This window comes from Pseudomonas sp. GM102, from assembly GCF_000282555.1.
Taxonomy (GTDB): Bacteria; Pseudomonadota; Gammaproteobacteria; order Pseudomonadales; family Pseudomonadaceae; genus Aquipseudomonas.
On sequence record NZ_AKJB01000056.1, the window covers coordinates 1 to 25,156 of the forward strand.

The window sequence follows — 25,156 nt, forward strand, 5'->3', positions numbered from 1 at the left end:
GGACTTTCACCTCCAAGTCACCAGCGAGGCCACCACAGCCAAGCTGGTTGCGCTTGCGCGCAACGCGCCATGCCTGGCGCACCCAAAAGAAAAGGCCCGCAGTGAATGCGGGCCTTTTTTTGACTTCTGGTTGGTGTGGTGTTCATCAGGGCCTCTTCGCGGGCAAGCCTCGCTCCTACAGGTTTTGTGTTATTCGCCGATTATGTGAACGACACAAGATCTGTAGGAGCGAGGCTTGCCCGCGAAGGGGCCGGTACAACCGCCACATATCTATCGGCTGGCAACCCGATAGACTCGCTCCTCCAGCCGCGTGACACCGGCCTCGAGAAACTTCCAGCTCTCACCCAGGACGTCCTGGTCTTCCAGAATCTTCAGCGCCCACACATCGCCAAACAACCGCTGCACTTCATCATCCAGCACCGCAAACGGCGGCCCGTCCATCTGCGCCTGGTCGTAATCCAGGGTAATCAACAGCCCCAGAGAATCCTTCGGCAGAATGCGAATCAAATGAGCCGCGTATTGCTCACGCATCGCCGGCGGCAGGGCAATCAACGCCGCGCGGTCGTACAACCCGCTGCAGTCGGCGACATCGCCTGCCGTCAACTCAAAGAAATCGCCACACCACAACTCGATTGAACCGGCACGGTAGACCTTGAAGGGCCCCTGCTCACTGACGTCCGGGTCAAATTGATGCTCACTGAAGAAATCCTCCACGGCCTTTTCCGACAGCTCAATCCCCAAGACCTCATGACCTTGGTGCGCCAGCCACAACAGATCCAGACTTTTCCCACACAGCGGCACCAGCACACGAGCGCCCTCTTCCAGGCTCAACGCTGGCCAGAACCGTTGCAGATGAGGATTCACTTCCGGCAGATGAAAGCCGATCTGATTCGACGCCCATCGTTTGTGCCAAAACTCCGGCTGCATAATTAACCCCGAAAAATTCGATCAAATGACCCTAAAACTTATATTAGATTTAGATCAATGATCTGACTGAAGATGGTGCCATCTTACTCTCAGGAGCTCATTCATGTTCCCCAGCCTGTATATCTCTCATGGCTCCCCGATGCTAGCCCTGGAACCCGGTGCCAGCGGACCGGCTTTCGCACGTCTGGCCGCCGCATTGCCGAAACCCAAGGCCATCGTGATGGTTTCCGCGCATTGGGAAAGCAGCGAACTGCTGGTCAGCGGTAACCCCCAACCTGAAACCTGGCACGACTTCGGCGGCTTTCCGCAGGCCTTGTTCGAAGTGCAATATCCGGCCCCTGGCAATCCGCAACTGGCGGCGGAGGTGGTCGAGCTGCTGAAGGCCGACGGCCTGCCTGCGCGCATCGACAGCCAGCGACCGTTCGACCATGGTGTTTGGGTGCCCTTGTCGTTGATGTATCCGCAAGCTGATATCCCGGTGGTGCAGGTTTCGCTGCCCACTCGTGGCGGCCCCGCCCTGCAAACCCGTGTCGGCCATGCCCTGGCCAGCCTGCGCGAACAAGGCGTGCTATTGATCGGCTCCGGCAGCATCACCCACAACCTGCGCGAACTGGACTGGCACGCCGGCCCGGAAAGCGTCGAACCCTGGGCCAAGGCGTTCCGCGACTGGATGATCGAGAAGCTTGAAGCGAATGACGAAGCCGCATTGCACGACTATCGTCAGCAAGCTCCGAATGCTGTGCGCAGCCATCCGAGCGACGAGCATCTGCTGCCGCTGTACTTTGCCCGCGCAGCTGGGGGTGAGTTCAGCATTGCGCACCAGGGTTTCACCATGGGGGCACTAGGGATGGACATTTATCGCTTTGGCTGACACTTGATCGTTCCCACGCTCTGCGTGGGAATGAATCAATGGACGCTCTGCGTCCGCTTCTGGGACGCGGAGCGTCCCGGGCTGCATTCCCACGCAAAGCGTGGGAACGATCTGGCAAAAAAAATCCCCGAACCAGTCGGGGATTTTTTATGTGCGATCAATCAGCTCGAGAGCAGATCAATCTTCGCGATAGCGACGCAGCTTCAACTGCTTACCGGCAACGCGAGTGTCCTTCAGTTTGGTCAGCAGCTTCTCCAGACCATCTTCCGGCAGCTCGACGAGGCTGAAGCTGTCACGCACCTGGATGCGGCCGATGGCTTCACGCGCCAAACCGCCTTCATTCAGGATGGCGCCCAGCAGGTTCTTGGCAGCGATACCATCACGCGCACCCAGCGCGGTACGGCAACGAGCACGACCTTCGGCCAATGGAACCGGAGCACGACGCTCGCGATCACCACGGTCCGGACGATCACCGGAACGCTCTGGACGATCGCCACGCGGTGCGTTGTTCGGCACCAGTGGACGTTCTTTCTCGATTGCGGCCAGGGTCAGCGCTTGAGCGTTGGTTGCCTTGCGCAACAGAGCAGCGGCCAGTGCACGCGGGGTGCAACCGATGTCGGCGGTCAGGCGATCCAGCAGATCACCGTGAGTCGATTCGGCATCAGCGACCAGCGGCGACAGGCTGTTGGTCAGTTTCTTGATGCGGGCATCAAGAACAGCCTGGGCATCCGGCAGACGAACTTCGGCAACCTTCTGACCGGTTACACGCTCGATCACTTGCAGCATGCGGCGCTCACGAGGAGTCACCAGCAGCAGTGCACGACCTTCGCGACCGGCACGGCCAGTACGGCCAATACGGTGAACGTAGGACTCAGGGTCGTACGGCATGTCAACGTTGAACACGTGAGTGATGCGCGGAACGTCCAGGCCACGAGCGGCAACGTCGGTCGCCACAACGATGTCCAGACGGCCATCCTTGAGGGATTCGATCACGCGCTCACGCTGGTTCTGAGCAATGTCACCGTTCAGCGCAGCGGCTTTGTAGCCTTTGGCTTCCAGGGCACTGGCCAGGTCCAGGGTCGCTTGCTTGGTGCGCACGAACATGATCAGGGCGTCGAAATCTTCCACTTCCAGCAGGCTCAATACAGCCGAGGTCTTCTGGTCAGCGTGAACCAACAGGTGAGCCTGTTCGATCGCGGTAACGGTCTGAGTCTTGGTCTGGATCTTCACGTGTTGCGGATCGCGCAGATGGCGTTCGGCAATGGCACGGATCGACTGCGGCAGGGTGGCCGAGAACAATACGGTCTGACGGGTTGCAGGCAGTGCCTTGAAGATAACTTCGAGGTCGTCCATGAAACCCAGTTTGAGCATTTCGTCCGCTTCGTCGAGAACCAGGTGGTTCACGGTAGCCAGGACTTTTTCGTCACGACGCAGGTGGTCGCACAGACGGCCCGGCGTGGCGACAACGATCTGTGCGCCATTACGGATTGCTTTCAGTTGTGGGCCCATAGGCGCGCCGCCGTAAACGGCCACAACGGTAACGCCCGGCATTTGCTTGGCGTAGGTTTCGAAAGCGGTTGCTACTTGCAGCGCCAACTCACGGGTTGGCGCCAGGATCAGGGCTTGCGGCTCGCGCTTTGCAGGATCGATGCGGTGCAGGATCGGCAGGGCGAACGCGGCGGTTTTACCGGTACCGGTTTGCGCCTGACCAATCATGTCGTGACCGGCCATGATGATCGGGATCGATTGCTGCTGAATAGCCGAAGGCTCTTCGTAGCCGGTCGCAATGACGGCTGCAAGAATATTCGGATTAAGATTAAAAGCGGCGAAGCCGCCGGTTTCCTGGGTCATGGGTCTGCCTCTAAGTGCATCCGCAAAGACCCATGCTCCAAAGCTGCGCATGCCGTGTAAGACTCAAGAGTCGCCCTGGCTGCTTTGTCGGCGGGGATTTGCGAAAACGAATGAATGAAAAAGATTCGTCAAGGAAGAGTCCGCTGTGCGGACGTGCAGCCGAAGCTGACTTCGGGGAATTGCGCTACCTAAACGCGGCCCGGTTAAAGGCCGGCGCGCACTATACCGGAATTAGCCCAAAAAGGGAGCTTTTTTTATCGGAAAAAACCGGCGTACGCCGTTGTGTCATGGGCTTTGCGGATAATCGTGCGACGGTCTATTTTGCAAAGGCCCGGCCCTGCTGACGATGGCGCTAAAACGGTTCACTCTAGCGACGCAGCCCCTTCGGTCTGACACCCCCTTCCCCACCCGAGGAAATGTCCCATGAATCAGCCCAGTCCCAGTCGTGTAACCCGTGAACGACACGGTCATGTCCTGATGATCGGTCTGGATCGGGTTGCCAAACGCAATGCCTTCGACCTCAACCTGCTCAACGAACTCAGCCTGGCCTATGGTGAGTTCGAGGCCGACAGCGAGGCGCGGGTGGCGGTGGTGTTCGGTCATGGCGAGCATTTCACTGCGGGGCTCGATCTGGTCAGCGCCGGCGCCGCCCTGGCCGAAGGCTGGCAGGCGCCGCCCGGTGGCTGCGACCCATGGGGCGTGCTCGCAGGCCCTCGGGTCAGCAAACCGGTGATTGTCGCTGCGCAAGGCTACTGCCTGACCGTTGGCATCGAGCTGATGCTGGCCGCCGACATCAACCTGTGCGCCAGCAATACCCGTTTTGCCCAGAAGGAAGTGCAGCGCGGAATCTTCCCGTTTGGCGGCGCGACCTTGCGCCTGCATCAGGTCGCCGGCTGGGGCAACGCCATGCGCTGGCTGCTTACTGGCGATGAGTTCGATGCTCATGACGCCTTGCATCTGGGATTGGTGCAGGAGGTCATGGCCAGCGAGGATTTGTTGCCGCGGGCCATTGAATTGGCGGAGCGGATTGCCCGACAGGCACCGCTGGGGGTCCAGGCGACGTTGATGTCGGCCCGGCAGGCACGCTATGAGGGTGAAATGGCGGCAGCTCAGGCCTTGCCGGCGCAGGTGAAAAAACTGCTGAATAGCGAGGATGCCAAGGAGGGTGTGCGGTCGATGATCGAGAAGCGGCCGGGGGTTTTCAAAGGCTGCTGACACGTCAGCTTTTGTGGCGAGGGAGCTTGCTCCCGCTTGAGTGCGCAGCACTCACAAAATCTGCACTGACTGCCAAGATTTTTGGGGCCGCTTCGCAGCCCAACGGGAGCAAGCTCCCTCGCCACAGGTGACCTCATTGCTTCACGTCGCCGGCCGAATCGCCTTGATCAACGACTGCAACGAATACCCCAATCGCGGCGCCAGGCCTTCAGCGCGAGCGATCAGCCCATCCAAATCCAGTTCCTGATCCAGCTCCGATGGCACGATCAGAATCACGTTGCCCTCCTTCACTGGCAGTTCCCAGTAATGCCGGTGATAGAGACCGCGCAACAACGCCGCGCCCAACGGCTTGCCATCGTCGGTGGCCCACTGGTTGATCACCAGCCAGCCACCCGGATTCAGCCGTTTCTGGCAGTCCTCCAGAAAACTCCAGGCAAGATGCCCGACACCCGGCCCGACATCGGTATACAGGTCGACGAAAATCAGATCGGCCGGTTCAGCCGTTTCGAGCAACTCCAGGGCATCGCCGACGCGGATGTACAGCCGCGGATCGTCATCCAGCCCGAGGTATTCGATGGCCAGGCGCGGCACATCGGGGCGCAGCTCGATGGCTTCGACGTCTTCCAGCGGCAGGAACTTGAGGCAAGCCTGGGTCAGCGTGCCCGCGCCGAGCCCGAGGAACAGCGCGCTTTCCGGCAGTTCGTGGCACAACGCGCCAATCAGCATCGCCCGGGTGTAATCGTACTCGAGCCAGCTCGGGTCAGCGGTGAACACACAACTCTGTTCGATGGCATCACCGAACTCCAGGAAACGGTAATCGGCCACTTCCAGCACGCGAATCACGCCGAACTCATCCTGTACCTCGGCGAGCAGATGCTCGACGCGCTCCTCAGTCATTTCGTCTCCTGATCGTCACCGGGATCCGGCAACGTAATTAGACCGCGTGGGTGGCGCGGCAAAGGCGCGATTGTCCGCGAAGCGACGGGAACAGGTCACGCACTAATTGCTGATAACATAACCGTCCGAGCGTAAAACACTAGAGACTGCAATGAGCCAACCCTGGAGCCCTGACAGCTGGCGCGCCCTGCCGATCCAGCAACAACCTCAATACCCCGACGCGGCGCATTTGCTGCACGTCGAGCAAACCCTGGCGAGCTATCCGCCGCTGGTGTTTGCCGGTGAAGCCCGGGAGTTGCGCCGTCAGTTTGCCGAAGTGACCCAGGGCCGGGCGTTTCTGTTGCAGGGCGGCGACTGCGCCGAAAGCTTCGCCGAATTCTCCGCCGCGAAAATTCGTGACACGTTTAAAGTGTTGCTGCAAATGGCGATCGTCATGACCTTCGCCGCCGGTTGCCCGGTGGTCAAGGTCGGACGCATGGCCGGCCAGTTCGCCAAACCCCGTTCGGCCAACGATGAAACCATCAACGGCGTGACGCTGCCGGCTTACCGTGGCGATATCGTCAACGGCATCGGTTTCGACGAAAAAAGCCGTGTACCCGACCCGGATCGCCTGCTGCAGTCTTACCACCAGTCCACCGCAACCCTGAACCTGCTGCGTGCCTTTGCCCAGGGCGGCTTTGCCGACCTGCATCAGGTGCACAAGTGGAACCTGGACTTCATCGCCAACTCGGCGCTGGCCGAGAAATACAGCCACCTGGCCGACCGCATCGATGAAACCCTGGCCTTCATGCGCGCCTGCGGCATGGACAGCTCGCCGCAACTGCGTGAAACCAGTTTCTTCACCGCCCACGAAGCGCTGCTGCTGAACTACGAAGAAGCCTTCGTGCGTCGCGACAGCCTGACCAACGACTACTACGATTGCTCGGCCCACATGCTGTGGATCGGCGACCGTACCCGTCAGCTGGACGGCGCGCATGTCGAATTCCTGCGCGGGGTGCACAACCCGATCGGCGTGAAGGTCGGCCCGAGCATGAACCCCGAAGACCTGATTCGCCTGATCGATGTGCTCAACCCGGACAACGATCCGGGTCGCCTGAACCTGATTGCGCGGATGGGTGCGAACAAGGTCGGCGATCACCTGCCGCAGCTGATCCGCGCAGTGCAACGCGAGGGTAAGCAGGTGCTTTGGAGCTCCGACCCAATGCACGGCAACACCATCAAGGCCAGCAGCGGCTACAAGACCCGCGACTTCGCGCAGATCCTTGGCGAAGTGAAACAGTTCTTCCAGGTTCACGAGGCGGAAGGCAGTTATGCCGGCGGCATCCACATCGAAATGACCGGGCAGAACGTCACCGAATGCATTGGCGGCGCGCGGCCGATTACCGAGGATGGGTTGTCGGACCGTTACCACACTCATTGCGACCCACGGATGAATGCCGATCAGTCGCTGGAATTGGCGTTTTTGATTGCTGAAACCCTGAAGCAGGTTCGGCGTTAAATTGTGTTGAGCCCTTCGCGGGCAAGCCTCGCTCCTACAGGAATTCACGATCCCTTGTAGGAGCGAGGCTCGCCCGCGAAGGCGTCGGTTCAATCACCCTCAATCTGTGCCAATGCCACCCGCAACCGCACCGCGCTCGCCCGCGGGCAATTCAATTGAATCTGCGCCAGCCCCAACCAATCCGCCATCCGCCGCAGATTGACCGCCAACGCCAACATCCCCGCCTCATCCAGCCCCGGCTCTTCCTCATGCACGGCATGCACCGCCAACCGGCCCAACGCCCGTTCGGCCCGTAAGTCGACCCGCGCGGCAATCCGCTCTTGGTGCAAAAACGGCAATACGTAATAGCCGTAGATGCGCTTGTGCTGTGGCGTATAAATCTCCAACCGATAACGGAAATCGAACAATCGCTCGGTACGGCTGCGCTCCCAGATCAGCGAATCGAACGGTGAAAGCAGCGCACTGGCCTCAACCTTGCGCGGCACTTTCGGCGCTGCCAGGCAATAGGCCGGTTGCCGCCAGCCTTCAACCTCACACACCAGCAGATCACCTTCCTCTACCAGCTCCGCCAGACGCGGCCGACTGTCTGCCGGGCTCAGGCGAAAATAATCCCGCAGGTCCTTTTCCGTCGCCACGCCCAACGCATTGGCGGCATGCAGCAACAGGCCGCGCTGAGCCTCGGCCTCGCTGAGCAAGGGCTGCTGGAGAATCACCGAAGGAATCACCCGCTCCGGCAAATCATAAAGCCGTTCGAACCCTCGCCGGCCGGCCACGGTCACTTCACCGGCAGCGAACAACCATTCCAGCGCATGCTTTTCCGCGCTCCAATCCCACCACGGCCCTGCTCGCTCCTGACGGGTCGACAAACTGCCCGCCCCCAGCGCACCGAGTTCCTGAACCGAGGCCAACACGCGGCGAATCGTGTCTTGCTGCTCACGACCGAAGCGCGCCAGTTGCTGATAGATGTCTTCGCCGCGAGTCGCGCGTTGCATGCGCCAGCGCATCAAGGGGTACATCGACAAGGGCAATAAAGACGCTTCGTGGCCCCAATATTCGAACAGCGTGCGCCGACGGCCCTGACTCCAGGCAGCCTGATCGAGCAAGTCGGATGAATAATTGCCAAGACGGGAAAACAAGGGAAGGTAGTGCGAGCGCACCAACGCATTGACCGAATCGATCTGCAGAATGCCCAGGCGTTCGATCAGCCGGTTGAGCTGAACCGCTTTGATCGCCGCTGGCGGCTGGCGCCCGTTGAACCCTTGGGCAGCCAGCGCCAGACGCCGAGCCTGTTTGAGGGAAAAAGACAGTGTGGCGGGCATGAGCATCTCCTTGTCTGCTCGCAACCTACCTCACCCGCAAGTGGTTTGTGTAGCGATGGCATCATCATTTATGCATCGGATCATCCCAGAACGGTCTTACCGTCTCATGCTCCACATCCGCACGGCTCACGCCGATATCCTTCAGTGCTTCGTCGCTCAAGCCCGCCAACATTTCACGTTCACGGTGAAGTTCGTACCAGCGACTAAACTTATGCAGCAGATCGGATACCGCGTGGATTGAGAATTTTTGTTCCGTTACATGCTCGTTGTGACCTTTCATCGTATTGCCCTCCTTTAGGGATGGCCCAAGTCTCGCGCCAGCGATAAGATCAATCCAACGAATGTTTCTGATGGCATACATCTCGGAGATTGATGAATGTCCGCCTACCCCAGTATCGACACCGATGTACTGCGCACCTTCGTCGCGATTGCCGATCAGGGCGGTTTTACCCGCGCCGGTGAAATGGTCAACCGCACCCAGTCGGCGGTGAGCATGCAGATGAAACGCCTGGAAGAAGACGTGCTGCAGCGCCAGCTGTTCGAACGCGACGGGCGCCAGGTCAAGCTGACCGCCGAAGGCCAGGTATTGCTGGGCTATGCGCGGCGCATCCTCAAACTCCACAGCGAAGTCTTCAATACCCTGCGCGAGCCGCACATGGTCGGCACGGTGCGCATCGGCACACCCGACGATTACGTCATGCGCTTTCTGCCGGGCATCCTGTCGCGCTTTGCGCAGTTCTACCCGCTGATCCAGATCGAGGTTCATTGCGAATCGACCCGGCAACTGTTGCAGCGCCAGGACCTGGACCTGTCCATCGTCACCCGCGAGCCGGGCAACGAGATTGGCCAATTGTTGCGCAAGGAGCGTTTTGTCTGGGCCGAAGCCCAATGCTTCAGCGCCCATGAGCAAACACCGTTGCCGCTGGCGATGTTCAACAGTGATTGTTTCTGCCGCCTCTGGGCATGCAATGCCCTGGATGCCATGGGCCGCGACTACCGCATTGCCTACAACAGCTCCAGCCTGTCGGCGTTGATGGCCGTGGTCAGCGCGGGCCTGGCGATCACCGCGCAGCTGGAAAGCCTGATCACACCGGACATGCGCATCCTCGGCGCCAACGAAGACCTGCCGCTGTTGCCGGAAGCCAGCATCATGCTGATCCGCAACCTGAACAACCCTTCGCCGATCACCGAATGCCTGGCCGAACACATCGTCGAAGGTTTCAAACTTTAAACGCGAGCATCACCGCACAGACCACCAGAAAACCACAGAACAGCCCGCGCAGGAGCCGCTCCGGCAATGCGTGGGCAATTCTCACGCCCCAACTGATGCTCATCAATCCACCGACAGCCAACGGCACACCGATCGCCCAATGCACCTGATCGTGCACCGCATAAGTCGCCAGGGTGACGCCCGTACTCGGCAACGCCAGCGCCAGCGCCAACCCCTGGGCAACCACTTGAGTGGTACCGAACAGGCTGGTCAACACCGGCGTTGCCACCACCGCCCCGCCCACTCCAAATAGTCCGCCCATCGTCCCGGAAGCCGCGCCGAGCACACCCAGCCACGGCCAGGAATAGCGCATCTGCGAAGAGGCTGGTGCGTTGGTGGTGAACATTCGCATCAGGTTGTAGGCCGACAGCGCGATCAGGAAAGCGACGAAACCCAAGCGCATGGATTGCGCATCGATACCCACCGCCCAGATCGAACCGATCCAGGCAAAGCAGAACCCCATCAAGGCCAGTGGCAGCGCATGCTGCAATTCGATGCGATTGCGCTGGTGATAGCGCCACAGCGCCAGCATCACATTCGGCACCACCATCACCAGCGCCGTGCCTTGGGCAATCTGCTGATCGAGACCGAACCACACGCCCAACAGCGGGATCGCGACCAACCCGCCACCAATGCCGAACAGGCCGCCGAGGGTTCCCAAGGCCGCGCCAAAAACCAGATACAACAAGAACTCAATCACAGGCGATTTCCTTTTGTGAGGTTGTTCATCCTACGCAGTCGGCTCTGGCGGGGAAACGCACAGCAACGCACAATGGCTGTGCCAACTTCGCACAAGCGCAAACAAACCATGAACCCCAATCAGTTGACCGAACAACTTGGCCTGTTTCTCGATGTGCTGGAAAGCGGCAGTTTTTCCGCCGCGTCCCGCCGTCATCCCTTGACGCCTTCGGCCGTGGCACGGCGCATCGACAGCCTCGAAAGCGCCGTCGGCAGCCAGTTGTTCATTCGCAGCACCCATGCCGTGCGTGCTACCCCGGCCGGTCTGGCTTTTGCCGAGCGTGCGCGGCGGATCGTCGCTGAACTGCGCCTGGCCCGGGCGGAAGCGGTGTCTCTTAGCAGTGCGCCGGAAGGCTTGATTCGGGTGGATGCGCCCGCAGCGTTCGGACGACGACACCTGGCGCCGGTAATTGCCGATTTCCTGACGCTTTACCCTGGCCTCGACGTGCAATTGCACCTGATCGACAGCTTTGTCGACATGCAGGGCTCGAATCTGGGCAAGGTCGATCTGGTATTACGTGCCGGGCAGATGGCCGATACCCGACTGGTGGCGACGCCGCTGGCGAGCATGGTGCGCATCGCCTGCGCCAGCCCCGATTACTTGCAACGCCGTGGCGTGCCGACCGATCCGGCGCAGTTGGTCGACCATGATGGCCTCGACTGGGAAGGCTTGGCTCCGCCCTTCGCCTGGCGCTTTGAACGGGATGGGCAGATGCACTTGCACCGGCCAGCGCGAATCCGCATGAGTGCCAACAATGCCGAGGCACTAGTGTGCGGCGCACTGGCTGGATTGGGCATCGCACATTTGCCCACCTGGCTGGCCAGCGAATATTTATTACGCGGCGAACTGCTGCCGCTGTTCTGCGAGAACGGTCTGCCAACACCGGAAAGCACCGGCATTTATGCGTTGCGCCTGGAGCAGCAACCCAGTTCGCGCAGCCGCTTGTTGCTGGAATACCTGAAAACCCGTTTCAGTCCCATCCCGCCGTGGGATCTGGCGCTGCAAACCAATCTGGACCGCCACTAGTCCAGAATTATCTGGCGCATTAAAGATTCGCCCGCTAGATTTATGACGATCACTGATCAAGGCTTTGAAATGAACACCGAGCGCAACAACCCGGATAACTGCGACGACCTGCTGCTGGACAATCAGGTCTGCTTCGCCCTGCATTCCACCTCGCTGCTGATGACCAAAGTCTACAAGCCGCTACTACAAGCGCTGGGCCTGACCTATCCGCAGTACCTGGCGATGATGGTGTTGTGGGAAAAGGATGGGTTGACGGTCGGCGAAATCAGCACCCGCCTGCTGACCGATCCCGGTTCCCTCACCCCGCTGCTAAAGCGCCTGGAAGCCGAAGGCCTGCTGAGCCGCACCCGCAGCCGTGAAGACGAGCGAGTAGTCATCGTCGAACTGACCGAGCAAGGCCGTGCACTGCGAGACAAGGCGCGGGGCATTCCCCAGTGCATCCTCGGCGCCAGCGGACAAACGCTGGAACAGTTGAAAAAGCTGCAAGCGGATCTTCAAGCGCTGCGTAGTCATCTGCAAGACAGCCTTTAGACCGCGTTATCGTTCTTCGCGGGCAAGCCTCGCTCCTACGGGTTTTCGGTCGATAACATAATCTGCAAACGACAGAAAACCCGTAGGAGCGAGGCTTGCCCGCGAAGGCGCCCTCCCCGTCGCAAAAAATTTCACTTCGCAAAAATCCCGCACAAAAGCCTCTATCTCAAGCTTCTCCTCCCCAATCGAATTGCTGGGCTACGACTCAAAACAATTTTTTTCGAAAATTTATATTGCGCGCTAAATACTTGCGAGCTACATTCACCTCGCACTTACTTAGCGCGCAAACATTTAGCGAAAAAACATCAAACCCGAACGAGGCTCACACCATGCAAACTCTCTACACCGCAATCGCAACCTCCACCGGTGGCCGTGACGGTCGTGCGATCTCCAGCGACAACGTCCTCGACGTCAAACTCGCTACCCCGAAAGAACTCGGTGGTTCTGGTGGTGCGGCAACCAACCCTGAACAACTGTTCGCAGCTGGCTACTCCGCCTGCTTCATCGGCGCGCTGAAATTCGTCGCCAGCCAGACCAAACGCAAAATCCCGGACGACGCATCGATCACAGCCCATGTCGGCATCGGCCAGATCCCTGGGGGTTTCGGTCTGGACATCGACCTGCACATCAGCCTGCCGGGTCTTGAGCAAGCCGATGCACAAAGCCTGGTAGAAGCTGCACACCAGGTCTGCCCGTACTCCAACGCCACCCGTGGCAACGTCGATGTGCGCCTGCACGTTACCGTCTAACCGCTGACTCAAAGGCCTGACAGGAAATGAACATGAACACTTTCAGCAAAGTCTTGACCGGTACTCTTCTCGCCCTGTCCATCAACAGTGCATTCGCAGGTAATGGGGTTGAACACAACACCCAGGCGTTTCTCGATGTACTGAATGCCGGCACCGGCAAACCGATGGAACAGCTCACGCCTGCCGATGCCCGCGCGGTGTTGGTGGGTGCTCAGGCCGGGGTGAAACTGACGCTGCCAAAAGCCGATGTCAGCGAGAAGACCATCCAGGTCGACGGCCAACCGATCAGCCTGACCATCGTTCGGCCGGCCGGGGTCAAAGGCGAGCTGCCGGTATTCATGTTCTTCCACGGTGGTGGCTGGGTGCTGGGGGACTTCCCGACCCACGAACGACTGGTTCGAGACTTGGTAACGGGTTCGGGCGCGGCGGCGGTGTTCGTCAATTACACCCCGTCGCCGGAAGCGCATTACCCGGTGGCCATCAACCAGGCCTACGCCGCGACGAAGTGGGTGGCCGAGCACGGTAAAGAGATCAACGTCGACGGTAAACGTCTGGCCGTGGCCGGTAACAGTGTCGGTGGCAACATGGCGGCTGTGGTTGCGCTGATGGCCAAAGACAAAGGCACGCCGGCGATCAGGTTCCAGGTGTTGTTGTGGCCGGTGACTGATGCCAGCTTCGAGACGGCGTCTTACAACCAGTTCGCCGAGGGGCACTTCCTCACCAAAAACATGATGAAGTGGTTCTGGGACAACTACACCACCGATGCCAAGCAACGGACCGAGATATACGCGTCACCGCTGCGGGCGAGTACCGCGCAACTCAAGGGCTTGCCACCCGCGCTGGTGCAGACAGCCGGCGCCGATGTACTGCGCGATGAGGGTGAAGCCTACGCCCGCAAACTCGATGAGGCTGGTGTGCCGGTCACGGCAGTGCGCTACAACGGCATGATCCACGACTACGGTTTGCTCAACGTAGTGAGCCAGGTGCCCGCGGTGCGTTCGGCGATGTTGCAGGCGTCTGAAGAGCTCAAGCAACACCTGAAATAACAACCTTTGTAGGAGCGAGGCTTGCCCGCGAAGGCGTAGTGTCAGTCGGCATCAATGTCGAATGATTAATCGCCTTCGCGGGCAAGCCTCGCTCCTACAAGGGCACGCACAAAAAAGCCCGACACAATGGTCGGGCTTTTTCATTACTCAAGCGGTGCTTATTTGGCACGGCCTTTGTAGGAACCGCCTTCGCGGGTATCGATCTCGATCATGTCGCCGATTTCGATGAAGTCAGCAACCGACAGTTCGGTACCGTTCTTCAGTTTGGCAGGCTTCATCACCTTGCCGGAAGTGTCACCGCGAGCGGAACCTTCGGTGTAGTCAACCTGACGCACGATAGTGGTCGGCAGTTCTACGGAAACCAGACGCTCTTCGAAGAAGATCGCTTCGCAAACATCGGTCATGCCTTCTTCAACGAAAGGCAGAACGGCTTCGATGTCTTCAGCGTTCAGCTCGTACATGGTGTAGTCGGTGGTGTCCATGAACGTGTAGGAGTCGCCGCTGATGAAGGACAGCGTCGCTTCTTTACGGTCGAGGATTACGTCGTCCAGTTTGTCGTCGGCGCTGTAAACGATCTCGGTCTTGTAACCGGTCAGCAGGTTTTTCAGCTTGGTCTTCATGATCGCGCTGTTACGACCCGACTTGGTGAATTCAGCTTTCTGAACCAGCCAAGGATCGTTTTCGAGACGGATCACCATCCCGGGTTTCAGTTCTTTACCAGTTTTCATTGCGAATATCCGAATTTGGATGGGATTTACAAAAATCTAGGCCGCGTATCATATCCAATTTAGGTAAAACTGTACCAGCGCTGCGGCAAGATCTGCCTGCAAGGCTTGTTCCAGACACCATGTCTCGGCATGTTTTTCCAGTTCAGGCCAGTGTTTGCGGGTTGATTTCCAGTGATCGGTCATTGTCTCACCTGCATTCCATGCCCGCCATAGACCGCTGATCGCCTCGCGGGCAGGCTCGGACAGGCCTTGGGTGTACAGGGTCAGGAAAGCATCGAGCTTGTCCAGATGGATATCTTCGTCCTGCCTATAGATATGCCAGAGCAGCGGCCGACCTGCCCATTGAGCGCGAACAAAGGAGTCTTCGCCCCGCACGGCGTTGAAATCGCAGCTCCATAGCAGCAGGTCATATTGATCCTGTCGGACGAACGGCAGCACTTGCACGGTCAAGGCACCGCGCACATGCACCGCCCCGGCCTTCAGCCCATCCACCCCGAGCCAGCGTTCGACGTCGCCGAGAATCCGCCCTTCGGGCACCAGCAGGTGAGTCGGCGTCGAGTCGCCAGCCATCGTGTCGAGCCAACTGGCCAGCCCGGTATTTTCGTAGGCAAACAGCGAGATCAGTTGGGCATTCGGCGCGCGATCAATTCCCAGGCCTTGCAGGAATTCTTGCTGAGCTTGCGGGCTTTGCTGAAACTGCCGACGCCGCTCCAGCAATCCGCTTTCACGCAGCAAGCCGCCGGTGCCCTTGCGAAAGCCCGGGAAGAAAAAGAACTTCTGCACGTTCTTGTACTTCACCGATGGCAAGCAGTGGCAGCCGACGACCCAGTCTTCGGCACTCAGATAATCGAGGTTCATCCACAGCGGCGGTTTTTCCCGTTCGGCCATGGCCTCCATGTAGGCACTCGGCAACTGGCAGGCGAATGCGGCGATGACAACATCAGCGGCTTCAGTGGGTTGCCAGTCGGCCGACCACTGTCGCACCTCGACGCCCTGCTGCCACTGCTGCGCAGCGTTGATATCGATCTGCGGACACAAACGCTCGAAGGCTCGCAGGTCGTCGACCCACAAGCGCACCGCTGCGCCATGTTCGGCCACCAGTTGTCGGGCCAGACGCCAGGTCACACCGATGTCGCCGAAGTTGTCGACCACGGTGCAAAAAATATCCCAGCGCCAGCGGTTTTTCACTTGAGGCATTTCAGGCATTCCAGGCATTCCAGGCTCCCGTTGGCAAAGGCGCCGATTGTCCGCATAAATTACCCCGTGCAGAAGAGCCGACGGCGATTAATCTTCATGCGACAATCGCCACTTGCCCGCGACCACCCGCCAGGAGGCAGTCATGCCCTACCGTCCCAACCCGCGCCGCCCCTTGCCGATCCAGTTTAATGCGCTGCAACTGACCGGCAGCATTGCCCTCGGTTTGTGGCTGGGATTCATCGCGATCGCACTGACTTGCTGGCTCGCCTGGCGCCTGTTGTTCAACGAGCAATTGGCGCCCTTGGCCCAAGCGGTGGAGCAACTGGCCAAGCCACCGGTGATTGAGCAACCCGCCCCGCAAAACCCGATGTTCGAACAGTACGAGGACCATCTGCGCAGGAATGAACAGCAGCAAATGGTGGAACAGGCCAGAAGCAGCAAACACAATCTGTCCAATCCAAAATGCCAGTTCTGGCTGCAGCAGAATCAAACGGCGCCGAGCGAAAAAAGCCGCGCCAACGTCCTGCAGTTCTGCGATTGATCATGAAGCTCTCTATGCACAAGCCGACCGTCCACCAACTGATTATCGACAAGCTGCGGATCGATCTCGACATCGCCGAACGAGCCGCGCAAACCGCTTACGAAACCGCGACCCACGAAGAAAACATAGCCGAAAACAAGTACGACACGCTGGGGCTGGAGGCGTCTTACCTGGCGGCCGGACAGGCCAGACGAGTGGAAGAAATCAGGCAGTCATTGGCCCTTTGCCAGAATCTGACATTACGGCCTTATGACGAACAGCGCGGTATCGAAGTCGGTGCCCTGCTCGGTCTGGAAGACGAAAAGGGTCGCGAACAATGGCTGTTCCTGGCCCCTGACGCGGCCGGGCTGAAGGTTGATCTGGTGGGGCAACTGATTACCGTCATCACCCCTCGCTCGCCGCTGGGCAAAAGCCTGCTGGGCAAGTTCGAAGGGGATGAAGTGGAGATTCTGGTGGCGGGCGCTCGGCAACAGTTTTCTGTCACCGAGGTGATCTAGAAAAAACGATTAATGCACCGGCAGTTCGACGCCGTCGAACAGCTCTTCCAGTTCCTGTTTGTTGTGGCACTGAATAGCCTTGGCCATGACTTCGCGGGTCAGGTGTGGCGCGAATTTCTCGATGAAGTCGCACATGAAGCCACGCAGGAACGTGCCGCGACGGAAACCGATTTTGGTAATGCTGGATTCGAACAACTCGCTGGCATCGAGCACCACCAGGTCGCTATCGAGCTTGGTGTCGACCGCCATTTTCGCCACGATGCCCACGCCCAGGCCCAGACGAACGTAAGTCTTGATCACGTCGGCGTCGGCAGCGGTGAACACCACTTTCGGTGTCAGGCCGCGATGACTGAAGGCTTCATCGAGTTTCGAACGGCCGGTGAAACCGAACACGTAGGTCACGATCGGGTATTCGGCCAGGGCTTCGAGAGTCAGCTTCGACAGCTTGGTCAGCGGGTGGCCTTGAGGCACGACCACACAGCGGTTCCAGCGGTAGCACGGCATCATCACCAGGTCGCCGAACAACTCCAGCGCTTCGGTGGCGATAGCGAAATCGACGGTGCCGTCAGCGGCCATCTCGGCGATCTGCATCGGCGAGCCCTGGTGCATGTGCAGGGCAACGTCCGGGTATTGCTTGATGAAATTGCTGATCACCGGTGGCAACGCATAACGCGCCTGGGTGTGCGTGGTGGCGATCGACAGGGTGCCTTTTTTCTCGTTGGAGAATTCCTGGGCGATCTGCTTGATGCTTTCAACTTTGCGCAGGATCTCACCAGCGGTGGTGATGATGCGCTCGCCGGCCGGGGTAACCCGGGTCAGGTGCTTACCGCTGCGGGCGAAAACCTCGACCCCCAATTCGTCTTCCAGCAGACGGATCTGTTTGCTGATGCCCGGTTGCGAGGTGTAGAGACTTTGGGCTGTAGCTGAAACGTTGAGGTCGTGGTGCGCCACTTCCCAGATGTAGCGCAATTGTTGAAGCTTCATATGAATCCCTCAAAGCAGGTAGACGCCACGGGCATCAGCGACGATATATAACTATATTAATGGTTTGATTAATAAATCTAGAACTTTTTTATCAAAACGCCATTATTCGTGTCCTAGCGATCCCCTTTGCGGCGACGTTCCATCAGCGGCACCAGATAGACCGGCACCCTGGACAGTTGCAACACGCGCGCAGCGGTTCGGCCCAATGGCGTTTCCGCGCCAGCGCCATGACTGTGACTCCCTACGATCAGCAAATCGACGGAGAGTTTCTGCGCCTGGTCGAGAATCACCTGTGACGGATCGCCCTGCAGCACCCGCACTGCGCGAATCCGTTCCAGGTCCTGCTCCCCCTCATCCCCCAGTTCTTCGCGAAAGCTGTCGAGCACCCGCTGCTCGATATTGGCAATCACCGTATTCAGACCCTGACTGTGAAACTCGTTCAAGGCCTGCTCATCGAGGTAACTCTGTAGCACCGATTCGGCGAACAACCCCATCGGCTCAACCGCGTGCACCACATACAAGTCGGCATTGAATGTTCGAGCCAGTGCCAACGCATGCTGCATCACAAAAGGTGCGTACAGACCGAGGTCGGTGGCATACAGCATCGAATGAATCATTGGGACCTCCTTGAATGCCAACATGGCGGAGATTGATTCAGCTTAGCAGTGCCATGGCGAGTCCGGCGTCCGGCGCCATGCATTGAACCGCAGCGCTTTAAATCGACGGCTCGTTACTGATGCCATGCGGCACGTGACCCGTCGCGACCACTTCACGGGCCAGCTCGCAATGGCCGGCCTGATCGTCGAAAAACACGTCGGCGGCAAAGGCTTCAAGAAACGGTGCCTTGTTCAGGCCGCCGAGGAACAGCGATTCGTCCAGACGGATGTCCCATTCGCGCAAGGTGCGTATCACCCGCTCATGGGCCGGCGCAGAGCGCGCCGTCACCAGCGCGGTGCGGATCGGACAGGCATCATCGGGGAACTCGCGCTGCAAAAGGTTGAGCGCTGCGAGGAAGCCTTTGAACGGACCACCACGCAGGGGTTCGCGGGCTGACTCGCGTTCGCTGGCCTGAAACGCCGCCAGGCCTCCCGACTGATAGACCCGCTCCGACTCATCGGAAAACAGCACCGCGTCACCGTCGAAAGCAATGCGCAATTCATCGCTGGCGGCGCGACTGGCACCGCCCGATAGAATAGTCGCTGCGGCGAAACCGGCATCCAGCGCACTGCGCACATCGTCGGAATGGGTCGAAAGAAACAGGTCGCAGCCAAAGGCCTTGAGGTACGGATAAGGACTTCGCCCGCCGGAAAACGCTGCGCGGGAGATTGCCAGGCCAGAATCGTTGATCGAGTTGAAAACCCGCAGGCCAGTGTCGGCACTATTGCGCGACACCAGGATCACCTCGACCCGGGCACGGCCGAGACGGGCATTCAGGTTCAGGAGTTTTTCGACCAACGGGAACGCATCGCCGGGTTCGAGAATTTCGTCTTCGTGTTCGATCTGGTATTGCCGATAGGCCTCGACACCGCTCGACAGATAAACCTTGTGGCTCTCGCTCAAGTCGAACAGTGCTCGCGAAGAAATCGCCAACACCAGTTTGTCGTCTATGCCGTTGGCCATGCCCTTCCCTCTCCTTTTGACCGACTCAGTGATTACGTCGATCGATAAAACTCAAGCTGCGATACAAGGCTTCTATTCGCGGCAATTCACATCCCGCCGCCTTCGCCGCGGCCAGTGGTCGAGTGTAGATCGCGTCCAGTTCCAGCGGCCGCTTGTGCACGAAGTCGTGGTACATGCTCGGCCAATAGTCGGGCATTTTCTCGGTCACCATGAACAGATGGTCGGCATATCCGGCCGGCATTTCGTGACCGCAGGCCGTTGCCCCCTGAACCACTTCGGTCATCAGCGCCTTGATCAGCTCCCGGCAGTCGGTATCGGCCATCAACGGCGTGGTGCTTGCCCCGAGCAGAACCGACAGGCCGTTGTAGGGGATATTCCAGACCAGTTTCTGCCAACGCGCCTGATGCAGGTTCGGCATGGCCCGGGAATCGATTCCGGCGGCGCGGAACAGCCCGGCGCCTTCCTCGACAATCGCCATCCACGCCTGCTCATCGACTGCCGGGCCGCTGTGGTAGCCGACATTCACCGCGCCGAGCGCCTGATGGGTGATGACGCCAGGTCCCTGGCGATGGACGCAGATAAAACAGAGCCCACCAAGCAAATGCAGCGAATCGGGGAGCAAGTTGCGCAGGCTGTCTTCGACGTCCAGGCCATTTTGCAACAGCAGCACTTTGGCATTCGGAGCGGCAGCCTGAATGATTGTCGGTGCCAAGTCCGCGTTACTGGTGGTTTTCGTGCCCACCAGCAACCAGTCGCAGGGCGGCATATCTTCGGCCGTCGAATAAGCCTGAACCGGTTTCAACGTCAACGTGCCGTGCACCGCACTGTCGAGTTGCAGCCCGCGTTCGGCCACCGCTGAAAACTCACTGCGCAACAGAAAATGCACATCGAAGCCGGCCCGCGCCAGCATCAACCCGTAGAAACCGCCGATCGCGCCGGTTCCGATAATACCGATTGTCGGCTTGGCAACTGCCCCCATCATGGTAATTCCTCTGCTATTCGACTCAACGCCAGCCCCACGGCTGCATTGATCTCGGCGCTGGTCAGGCGCGATTTTAGTGCCCCAAAGAACTCACCGTCGCGCACCACAAACAGCGCTGGCAAATGAAAGACCTGATAACGCTCCACCGCACCGCCATTGTTCCCGGCATCGATCCAGCACAGTTGATCGATCGCCAGATCCAGCGTGGGCAATTGCTCACGGGCAAAACGGCAAGAGGCGCAACCAATGCTGGTAAAAATCACCAGTGAAATGCCGCTCATCGCCAACAGCCGTTGGTCGGCGTCGAAATCGGTCAGTTCCAGTTCGACCACTATACTGGGAGGAACAATGTCAAATGGCCAACACAGGGAGTCCGTGTTCATGGGACGTTATCTTCCTCATCCTGACGATGTACCCGTTGAATTAACGTTGCTCAGACATGAATGTATTTCGCGGCAACAGCTGCACACTATCAGCCTCGGCGGCATGGCTTGCAATTATCACCGCGCGTGGCGCCATGGTACGGCGCTGGAAGTACGCATGCCGACCGTGAACCCTGACTTGCGCTATCTGGGCTATGTGGCCTGGTGCCTGCGACGAAAGCACGGCTATCTGGTGGGTATTGCTTTCGTTGACGAGCACACGCTGTTCAGTGCGCGGATGGGCGAGCAGGTGTGCCAGATCGAACGCTATTGCCGCATGCATGAGACTCACAGCGACTTGCATGACAACCAGGCACTGGCCCTCGAATGGGTCCAGCGGCACGCCGACGAATTCTCCCACGACACCGTTCGCAAGGCATTTGCACAGCCCGCGCTGGGTTAGAGGCGCGCTCAATTGGTTTCCCGCCGCGAAACTAATTGAGAATGCCCCCGAAACCGGCGTCTGCCCATTGTCGAGCCACGGTGTAACGCGCTAAGGTTCGGGCTCCCCCGACGCGCTTAAATTTGCTGTGCTCCGCCGCGCGGGGATCGCTGGCGGCCGGCACCCGTGACCTGACGAGTAAACGATGGCTGATTTACCGATCAACGACCTTAACGTCGCCTCCAACGAGACCCTGATCACTCCCGATCAGCTCAAGCGTGATATCCCTCTGAGCGACGCTGCCCTGCGCACCGTCACCAAGGGCCGCGAAGTCATTCGCAACATTCTTGATGGCACCGACCACCGCCTGTTCGTCGTGATCGGGCCGTGCTCGATCCATGACATCAAGGCTGCCCACGAATACGCCGAGCGCCTGAAAGCGCTCGCGGCCGAAGTGTCCGATACCCTGTATCTGGTCATGCGCGTGTATTTCGAGAAGCCACGCACCACCGTCGGCTGGAAAGGCTTGATCAACGACCCGTACCTGGACGACTCGTTCAAGATTCAGGATGGTTTGCACATCGGTCGTCAATTGCTGCTGGACCTGGCCGAGATGGGCCTGCCGACCGCGACCGAAGCCCTCGACCCGATCTCCCCGCAATACTTGCAGGACCTGATCAGCTGGTCGGCGATCGGCGCACGCACCACCGAATCCCAGACTCACCGTGAAATGGCTTCCGGCCTGTCCTCGGCTGTCGGCTTCAAGAACGGCACCGATGGCGGCCTGACCGTGGCCATCAACGCCTTGCAATCGGTCTCCAGCCCGCACCGTTTCCTGGGCATCAACCAGGAAGGTGGCGTGTCGATCGTAACCACCAAGGGCAACGCCTACGGTCACGTGGTGTTGCGCGGCGGTAACGGCAAACCGAACTACGATTCGGTCAGCGTCGCGCTCTGCGAGCAAGCGCTGAACAAAGCGAAGATCAAGCCGAACATCATGGTCGATTGCAGCCACGCCAACTCCAACAAAGACCCGGCCCTGCAACCACTGGTGATGGAGAACGTCGCCAACCAGATCCTCGAAGGCAACCAGTCGATCATCGGCCTGATGGTGGAAAGTCACTTGAACTGGGGCTGCCAGGCGATCCCGAAAGACCTCGCCGACCTGCAATACGGCGTGTCGATCACCGATGCCTGCATCGACTGGACCGCCACCGAAAACACCTTGCGCAGCATGCACGCCAAGCTCAAGGATGTGTTGCCTAAACGCGATCGCAGCTGATCACCGTTTCACGCATAAAAAAACGCCAGGCTTAAACCTGGCGTTTTTTTATGCGTTCGCTTTGTTCACAGCTTGGCGGCATGCCGTGCGTGACGCTCCATGTAGCGCTCCACATAGGAACACGATGGAATGACCGTGTAGCCCATTTCCTCGGCGTATTGCAGTGCCTGCTCGGTCAGCGCCGCCGCGATGCCGCGACCACGTAGCGCGTTGGGCACAAAGGTACGATAAATATCCAGGGTCTGTTTCCCCAGATCCATATAGGTCAGGTAGGCACGATAACCGTCCACAGTGGTCTCGAACTGATGACCAGCCTGGTCATGGTGGATGGACAACGCCTCGCTCATCACTACTCCTCGCGGGTCTTTAATTCTGACCCCTACCTTACCGATGTTTTTCCGGCGAAGGAACATCTACGCCACCCTGTGCCTGAATGGACACCGAGAGAGCAACACCAATCTCGCGCAACCGAGCACGTATCAAATAGTAGGCACCATTGGCAGAAATGCTCAAGGGACGCTCGTCATGCTGGCAGGCGGGTGTTGCTTGGGGTAATGCAGGGACGGCTCGACCGGGATCTTCCCGGGTCCAGGCCTGAACATTGCCGGATATTGAGACTTAAGACGAGCGCGCTTTGTTTAAGTCACCTCAACATGGATAAAGATATGAGAGCCGCTGCGCAAAATCCGAACAAAAGTATGGACGATCCCATCTAGGCAGACTTTAACCTAGACTGAAAAACAGCTGCCGACACCGGGAACTTTTCCCCAGCGGCTCGCTCAGCTCGGGCCTCGCAGCTGGATATTTTTTATACAATGCAGTTAAAAGTTGCTCGAAAAAGAATCAACGCCTACAATTTTTTTTGCTTCTTGCTCTACGTCAGTTTACTTACTACAAGTAATGGGTAGTATGTACGCCGGCTATTTCCTCACTCTGAGGAGACAGCTACTTAATAGAAAGTCCTTGAAGGGGAACACGATGAACAACGTTCTGAAATTCTCTGCTCTGGCTCTGGCCGCAGTTCTGGCTACCGGTTGCAGCAGCGTATCGAAAGAAACCGAAGCACGTCTGACTGCTACTGAAGACGCAGCAGCTCGCTCCCAGGCTCGTGCAGACGAAGCTTACCGTAAAGCTGATGAAGCTCTGGCTGCTGCTCAAAAAGCACAACAGACTGCTGACGAAGCTAACGAGCGTGCTCTGCGCATGCTGGAAAAAGCTAGCCGCAAGTAATAGTCCTTCGGGATTGTTATCAAGCCGACCCATTTTTTGGGTCGGCTTTTTTATTGCCCGCTGTTTCGGCAGGCCATAAAAAACCCGCCGACGCGGCCTGCGTCGGCGGGTTGCTTTTAACGCGTTACTGCTGCAGATCGATCGGGGCACTCGAAACCATCGGTGCCGACGTACCCGGCACGGCGATTTCCACTGGCAGGCCATCTTCAGCGGCGACTACGTCACGCACTACATCCCAGTTCATGCGCAAGTTGTTAGTGATGTCTTCACGCTTGAGCATCGCGTTGATGACTGCGGTGTGCTTGTCGACCACCGAAGGGTTGCCCTTGTCGTCCAGCGGCGTGTGCGCTTCCAGATAAACCTTGCCGCTACTGAGACCGAACTTGTACGGGTCATTGATGATGCGCACCGACGTCCCTACCGGCACCATGCCGGCCATTTCCAGCACGTTATTGTTGAACATGCGGAAGCAACCGTGGCTGGTGCGCATGCCGATACCGAACTTCTTGTTCGAACCGTGAATCAGGTAGCCCGGAGTGCCCAGCGTGAACTTGAACGGCCCCAGCGGGTTGTCTGGGCCGGCCGGCACCACATTCGGCAGCGGGTCTCCATCAGCGGCGTGCTCGGCCTTGATCGACGCTGGAGGCGTCCAGGTCGGGTTCGGCGTCTTGGCGACGATGCTGGTGTGGGCAATTGGCGAACCCCAGCCTTCACGGCCGATACCCAGCGGGAAGGTGTACACCACGTTCCGGCCTTTCGGGAAATAGTAAAGACGGTATTCAGCCAGGTTGATGACGATGCCTTCTCGGGGGCCCGGCGGCAGGATGAAGCGCGTCGGCAGCACCACTTCGGTACCCGCGCCCGGCAACCATGGATCAACGCCAGGGTTGGCCGCGACCATTTCCGAATAGCCCAGATCGTAGGTGGTGCCAAGGTCGGCGAAGGTGTCTTCGTACTTGGCCTTGATCACTTGCACCTGACCGATGATGTCTTCACCGGGTGGTGGCAGGGGTAGCTCCAATGCTGCTACCGGACCCGCGACACAGAGGGCGGCAAGAGACAGGCAGCGGGTGACGGCGGGAAAGCGCGGCAACATCCGGAAAATCCTTCGCATGATCGACAAGGGTATAAAAACGGAATTGTACACCGCCTTCCGTAATTTCGGGGAGACGTAAAGACCTGTGGTTGCGGGGGCTTGTCTGGGGAGGTTATGGAGGCATAGGTCTCTATCTTGATGGTGTACATATCCGTTTCTGCGGTCACGGCTTCTATTGGTTTCGCTTTTACAGCGAGTCACTTTCGAAAAGCGCGAAAGTAACCAAAGCGCTTCTGCCCCTTTCGTTCGGTGCCTC

29 protein-coding genes are annotated in these 25,156 nt (G+C 58.9%); 14 read left to right on the forward strand and 15 right to left on the reverse strand.

The features are described from left to right. Positions 1-208 (forward strand): hypothetical protein (locus PMI18_RS31520; RefSeq protein WP_238542601.1); only part of this gene is annotated, 208 nt, incomplete at its 5' end. 62 nt (positions 209-270) lie between these two features. On the opposite strand, the gene PMI18_RS16705 is transcribed toward PMI18_RS31520, so the two are convergent. Further along, positions 271-927, reverse strand: a complete 657-nt coding sequence (locus PMI18_RS16705) for a thiopurine S-methyltransferase (protein WP_007899902.1) — start codon at positions 925-927, stop codon at positions 271-273. Positions 928-1,030: 103 nt separating this feature from the next. Here PMI18_RS16705 and PMI18_RS16700 point away from each other — a divergent pair, with 103 nt between their 5' ends. After that, positions 1,031-1,798: a DODA-type extradiol aromatic ring-opening family dioxygenase gene (locus PMI18_RS16700; RefSeq protein ID WP_007899904.1), complete on the forward strand. Its 768-nt coding sequence runs from the start codon at positions 1,031-1,033 to the stop codon at positions 1,796-1,798. 177 nt (positions 1,799-1,975) lie between these two features. On the opposite strand, the gene PMI18_RS16695 is transcribed toward PMI18_RS16700, so the two are convergent. Further along, positions 1,976-3,649, reverse strand: a complete 1,674-nt coding sequence (locus tag PMI18_RS16695; RefSeq protein WP_007899905.1) for a DEAD/DEAH box helicase — start codon at positions 3,647-3,649, stop codon at positions 1,976-1,978. Between the two features lie 423 nt (positions 3,650-4,072). On the opposite strand from PMI18_RS16695, the gene PMI18_RS16690 reads away from it, so the two are divergent. Further along, positions 4,073-4,864, forward strand: a complete 792-nt coding sequence (locus PMI18_RS16690) for a crotonase/enoyl-CoA hydratase family protein (protein WP_007899906.1) — start codon at positions 4,073-4,075, stop codon at positions 4,862-4,864. A 141-nt stretch (positions 4,865-5,005) separates the two neighbouring features. Here PMI18_RS16690 and PMI18_RS16685 read toward each other — a convergent pair whose 3' ends face one another. Beyond that, entirely contained in the window at positions 5,006-5,761 is a 756-nt protein-coding gene (locus tag PMI18_RS16685) for a spermidine synthase (protein ID WP_007899907.1), read from the reverse strand. Positions 5,762-5,912: 151 nt separating this feature from the next. Between PMI18_RS16685 and PMI18_RS16680 the strand changes: the two genes are divergently transcribed. Continuing rightward, positions 5,913-7,259, forward strand: a complete 1,347-nt coding sequence (locus PMI18_RS16680) for a class II 3-deoxy-7-phosphoheptulonate synthase (RefSeq protein ID WP_007899909.1) — start codon at positions 5,913-5,915, stop codon at positions 7,257-7,259. An 89-nt stretch (positions 7,260-7,348) separates the two neighbouring features. Here the strand turns inward: PMI18_RS16680 and PMI18_RS16675 are convergent, their stop codons facing one another. Continuing rightward, the gene (locus PMI18_RS16675) at positions 7,349-8,578 is read right to left on the reverse strand and encodes a winged helix-turn-helix domain-containing protein (protein WP_007899910.1); all 1,230 of its coding nucleotides are present in this window, start codon (positions 8,576-8,578) and stop codon (positions 7,349-7,351) included. A 64-nt stretch (positions 8,579-8,642) separates the two neighbouring features. Further along, a complete protein-coding gene (locus PMI18_RS0129515; protein WP_008075682.1) occupies positions 8,643-8,858 on the reverse strand; it encodes a DUF1127 domain-containing protein in 216 nt (71 codons plus the stop codon). A 96-nt stretch (positions 8,859-8,954) separates the two neighbouring features. On the opposite strand from PMI18_RS0129515, the gene PMI18_RS16670 reads away from it, so the two are divergent. Then, positions 8,955-9,809 (forward strand): LysR substrate-binding domain-containing protein, encoded by an 855-nt coding sequence (locus PMI18_RS16670; protein WP_007899911.1) that lies wholly within the window; start codon positions 8,955-8,957, stop codon positions 9,807-9,809. On the opposite strand, the gene PMI18_RS16665 is transcribed toward PMI18_RS16670, so the two are convergent. After that, positions 9,799-10,548 carry a sulfite exporter TauE/SafE family protein gene (locus tag PMI18_RS16665; protein ID WP_007899912.1) on the reverse strand — a complete coding sequence of 250 codons (750 nt, stop codon included), beginning with the start codon at positions 10,546-10,548 and terminating at the stop codon, positions 9,799-9,801. The two genes, PMI18_RS16670 and PMI18_RS16665, sit on opposite strands and share 11 nt — an antisense overlap. 108 nt (positions 10,549-10,656) lie before the next feature. On the opposite strand from PMI18_RS16665, the gene PMI18_RS16660 reads away from it, so the two are divergent. The 4 genes from PMI18_RS16660 to PMI18_RS16645 all read left to right on the forward strand — a co-directional run bounded on the left by PMI18_RS16660 (position 10,657) and on the right by PMI18_RS16645 (position 13,939). Next, positions 10,657-11,613, forward strand: coding sequence for a LysR family transcriptional regulator (locus PMI18_RS16660; RefSeq protein WP_007899913.1), 957 nt, complete (start codon positions 10,657-10,659; stop codon positions 11,611-11,613). Positions 11,614-11,682: 69 nt separating this feature from the next. Next, a complete protein-coding gene (locus PMI18_RS16655) occupies positions 11,683-12,144 on the forward strand; it encodes a MarR family winged helix-turn-helix transcriptional regulator (protein WP_007899914.1) in 462 nt (153 codons plus the stop codon). 329 nt (positions 12,145-12,473) lie between these two features. After that, positions 12,474-12,893: an organic hydroperoxide resistance protein gene (locus PMI18_RS16650; RefSeq protein ID WP_007899915.1), complete on the forward strand. Its 420-nt coding sequence runs from the start codon at positions 12,474-12,476 to the stop codon at positions 12,891-12,893. Between the two features lie 32 nt (positions 12,894-12,925). Beyond that, entirely contained in the window at positions 12,926-13,939 is a 1,014-nt protein-coding gene (locus PMI18_RS16645) for an alpha/beta hydrolase (protein ID WP_007899916.1), read from the forward strand. Between the two features lie 158 nt (positions 13,940-14,097). Here PMI18_RS16645 and PMI18_RS16640 read toward each other — a convergent pair whose 3' ends face one another. Next, complete coding sequence (locus tag PMI18_RS16640) at positions 14,098-14,667, reverse strand: elongation factor P (RefSeq protein ID WP_007899917.1); 570 nt, start codon at positions 14,665-14,667, stop codon at positions 14,098-14,100. Positions 14,668-14,715: 48 nt separating this feature from the next. Continuing rightward, positions 14,716-15,873: an elongation factor P maturation arginine rhamnosyltransferase EarP gene (gene earP, locus PMI18_RS16635; RefSeq protein WP_033036349.1), complete on the reverse strand. Its 1,158-nt coding sequence runs from the start codon at positions 15,871-15,873 to the stop codon at positions 14,716-14,718. Between the two features lie 133 nt (positions 15,874-16,006). On the opposite strand from earP, the gene PMI18_RS16630 reads away from it, so the two are divergent. Both PMI18_RS16630 and PMI18_RS16625 read left to right on the forward strand, forming a co-directional pair. After that, a complete protein-coding gene (locus PMI18_RS16630) occupies positions 16,007-16,405 on the forward strand; it encodes a hypothetical protein (RefSeq protein WP_007899919.1) in 399 nt (132 codons plus the stop codon). 14 nt (positions 16,406-16,419) lie between these two features. Next, a complete protein-coding gene (locus PMI18_RS16625; protein ID WP_033036351.1) occupies positions 16,420-16,902 on the forward strand; it encodes a GreA/GreB family elongation factor in 483 nt (160 codons plus the stop codon). 9 nt (positions 16,903-16,911) lie between these two features. Here PMI18_RS16625 and cysB read toward each other — a convergent pair whose 3' ends face one another. From cysB to PMI18_RS16600, 5 genes are all read right to left on the reverse strand, one after another. After that, positions 16,912-17,886: an HTH-type transcriptional regulator CysB gene (cysB, locus tag PMI18_RS16620; protein WP_007899921.1), complete on the reverse strand. Its 975-nt coding sequence runs from the start codon at positions 17,884-17,886 to the stop codon at positions 16,912-16,914. A 113-nt stretch (positions 17,887-17,999) separates the two neighbouring features. Further along, complete coding sequence (locus tag PMI18_RS16615; protein ID WP_007899922.1) at positions 18,000-18,503, reverse strand: universal stress protein; 504 nt, start codon at positions 18,501-18,503, stop codon at positions 18,000-18,002. Between the two features lie 97 nt (positions 18,504-18,600). Next, positions 18,601-19,506, reverse strand: a complete 906-nt coding sequence (locus tag PMI18_RS16610; RefSeq protein WP_007899923.1) for a 5'-nucleotidase — start codon at positions 19,504-19,506, stop codon at positions 18,601-18,603. 25 nt (positions 19,507-19,531) lie between these two features. Continuing rightward, positions 19,532-20,488 (reverse strand): putative 2-dehydropantoate 2-reductase, encoded by a 957-nt coding sequence (locus PMI18_RS16605; protein WP_007899924.1) that lies wholly within the window; start codon positions 20,486-20,488, stop codon positions 19,532-19,534. Continuing rightward, on the reverse strand, positions 20,485-20,871 hold the full coding sequence (locus tag PMI18_RS16600) for a hypothetical protein (protein WP_007899926.1): 387 nt from the start codon (positions 20,869-20,871) through the stop codon (positions 20,485-20,487). The genes PMI18_RS16605 and PMI18_RS16600 overlap by 4 nt, the downstream gene beginning before the upstream one ends. Between PMI18_RS16600 and PMI18_RS30290 the strand changes: the two genes are divergently transcribed. Both PMI18_RS30290 and PMI18_RS16590 read left to right on the forward strand, forming a co-directional pair. Further along, positions 20,870-21,313, forward strand: coding sequence for a PilZ domain-containing protein (locus PMI18_RS30290; RefSeq protein ID WP_081499846.1), 444 nt, complete (start codon positions 20,870-20,872; stop codon positions 21,311-21,313). The genes PMI18_RS16600 and PMI18_RS30290 overlap by 2 nt on opposite strands. A 184-nt stretch (positions 21,314-21,497) precedes the next feature. Then, a complete protein-coding gene (locus PMI18_RS16590) occupies positions 21,498-22,574 on the forward strand; it encodes a 3-deoxy-7-phosphoheptulonate synthase (RefSeq protein ID WP_007899930.1) in 1,077 nt (358 codons plus the stop codon). A gap of 65 nt (positions 22,575-22,639) precedes the next feature. On the opposite strand, the gene PMI18_RS16585 is transcribed toward PMI18_RS16590, so the two are convergent. After that, positions 22,640-22,921, reverse strand: a complete 282-nt coding sequence (locus PMI18_RS16585) for a GNAT family N-acetyltransferase (RefSeq protein ID WP_007899932.1) — start codon at positions 22,919-22,921, stop codon at positions 22,640-22,642. 631 nt (positions 22,922-23,552) lie between these two features. On the opposite strand from PMI18_RS16585, the gene oprI reads away from it, so the two are divergent. Then, complete coding sequence (gene oprI / locus PMI18_RS16580) at positions 23,553-23,804, forward strand: outer membrane lipoprotei OprI (RefSeq protein ID WP_003172710.1); 252 nt, start codon at positions 23,553-23,555, stop codon at positions 23,802-23,804. Between the two features lie 124 nt (positions 23,805-23,928). Here the strand turns inward: oprI and PMI18_RS16575 are convergent, their stop codons facing one another. Further along, positions 23,929-24,900: a L,D-transpeptidase family protein gene (locus PMI18_RS16575; RefSeq protein ID WP_007899953.1), complete on the reverse strand. Its 972-nt coding sequence runs from the start codon at positions 24,898-24,900 to the stop codon at positions 23,929-23,931. Positions 24,901-25,156 lie beyond the last annotated feature (256 nt).

Bases quoted from the DNA above. Each gene is read 5' to 3' on its own strand.
- PMI18_RS16705 (WP_007899902.1), bottom strand. From the start codon at position 927: ATGCAGCCGGAGTTTTGGCACAAACGATGGGCGTCGAATCAGATCGGC.
- PMI18_RS16605 (WP_007899924.1), bottom strand. From the start codon at position 20,488: ATGATGGGGGCAGTTGCCAAGCCGACAATCGGTATTATCGGAACCGGC.
- earP (WP_033036349.1), bottom strand. From the start codon at position 15,873: ATGCCTGAAATGCCTCAAGTGAAAAACCGCTGGCGCTGGGATATTTTT.
- PMI18_RS16610 (WP_007899923.1), bottom strand. From the start codon at position 19,506: ATGGCCAACGGCATAGACGACAAACTGGTGTTGGCGATTTCTTCGCGA.
- PMI18_RS30290 (WP_081499846.1), top strand. From the start codon at position 20,870: ATGGGACGTTATCTTCCTCATCCTGACGATGTACCCGTTGAATTAACG.
- PMI18_RS16575 (WP_007899953.1), bottom strand. From the start codon at position 24,900: ATGTTGCCGCGCTTTCCCGCCGTCACCCGCTGCCTGTCTCTTGCCGCC.
- PMI18_RS16600 (WP_007899926.1), bottom strand. From the start codon at position 20,871: ATGAACACGGACTCCCTGTGTTGGCCATTTGACATTGTTCCTCCCAGT.
- PMI18_RS16655 (WP_007899914.1), top strand. From the start codon at position 11,683: ATGAACACCGAGCGCAACAACCCGGATAACTGCGACGACCTGCTGCTG.
- PMI18_RS16680 (WP_007899909.1), top strand. From the start codon at position 5,913: ATGAGCCAACCCTGGAGCCCTGACAGCTGGCGCGCCCTGCCGATCCAG.
- PMI18_RS16670 (WP_007899911.1), top strand. From the start codon at position 8,955: ATGTCCGCCTACCCCAGTATCGACACCGATGTACTGCGCACCTTCGTC.
- PMI18_RS16640 (WP_007899917.1), bottom strand. From the start codon at position 14,667: ATGAAAACTGGTAAAGAACTGAAACCCGGGATGGTGATCCGTCTCGAA.
- oprI (WP_003172710.1), top strand. From the start codon at position 23,553: ATGAACAACGTTCTGAAATTCTCTGCTCTGGCTCTGGCCGCAGTTCTG.
- PMI18_RS16645 (WP_007899916.1), top strand. From the start codon at position 12,926: ATGAACACTTTCAGCAAAGTCTTGACCGGTACTCTTCTCGCCCTGTCC.
- PMI18_RS0129515 (WP_008075682.1), bottom strand. From the start codon at position 8,858: ATGAAAGGTCACAACGAGCATGTAACGGAACAAAAATTCTCAATCCAC.
- PMI18_RS16685 (WP_007899907.1), bottom strand. From the start codon at position 5,761: ATGACTGAGGAGCGCGTCGAGCATCTGCTCGCCGAGGTACAGGATGAG.
- PMI18_RS16615 (WP_007899922.1), bottom strand. From the start codon at position 18,503: ATGATTCATTCGATGCTGTATGCCACCGACCTCGGTCTGTACGCACCT.
- PMI18_RS16690 (WP_007899906.1), top strand. From the start codon at position 4,073: ATGAATCAGCCCAGTCCCAGTCGTGTAACCCGTGAACGACACGGTCAT.
- cysB (WP_007899921.1), bottom strand. From the start codon at position 17,886: ATGAAGCTTCAACAATTGCGCTACATCTGGGAAGTGGCGCACCACGAC.
- PMI18_RS16630 (WP_007899919.1), top strand. From the start codon at position 16,007: ATGCCCTACCGTCCCAACCCGCGCCGCCCCTTGCCGATCCAGTTTAAT.
- PMI18_RS16650 (WP_007899915.1), top strand. From the start codon at position 12,474: ATGCAAACTCTCTACACCGCAATCGCAACCTCCACCGGTGGCCGTGAC.
- PMI18_RS16585 (WP_007899932.1), bottom strand. From the start codon at position 22,921: ATGAGCGAGGCGTTGTCCATCCACCATGACCAGGCTGGTCATCAGTTC.
- PMI18_RS16590 (WP_007899930.1), top strand. From the start codon at position 21,498: ATGGCTGATTTACCGATCAACGACCTTAACGTCGCCTCCAACGAGACC.
- PMI18_RS16675 (WP_007899910.1), bottom strand. From the start codon at position 8,578: ATGCCCGCCACACTGTCTTTTTCCCTCAAACAGGCTCGGCGTCTGGCG.
- PMI18_RS16700 (WP_007899904.1), top strand. From the start codon at position 1,031: ATGTTCCCCAGCCTGTATATCTCTCATGGCTCCCCGATGCTAGCCCTG.
- PMI18_RS16625 (WP_033036351.1), top strand. From the start codon at position 16,420: ATGCACAAGCCGACCGTCCACCAACTGATTATCGACAAGCTGCGGATC.
- PMI18_RS16695 (WP_007899905.1), bottom strand. From the start codon at position 3,649: ATGACCCAGGAAACCGGCGGCTTCGCCGCTTTTAATCTTAATCCGAAT.
- PMI18_RS16660 (WP_007899913.1), top strand. From the start codon at position 10,657: ATGAACCCCAATCAGTTGACCGAACAACTTGGCCTGTTTCTCGATGTG.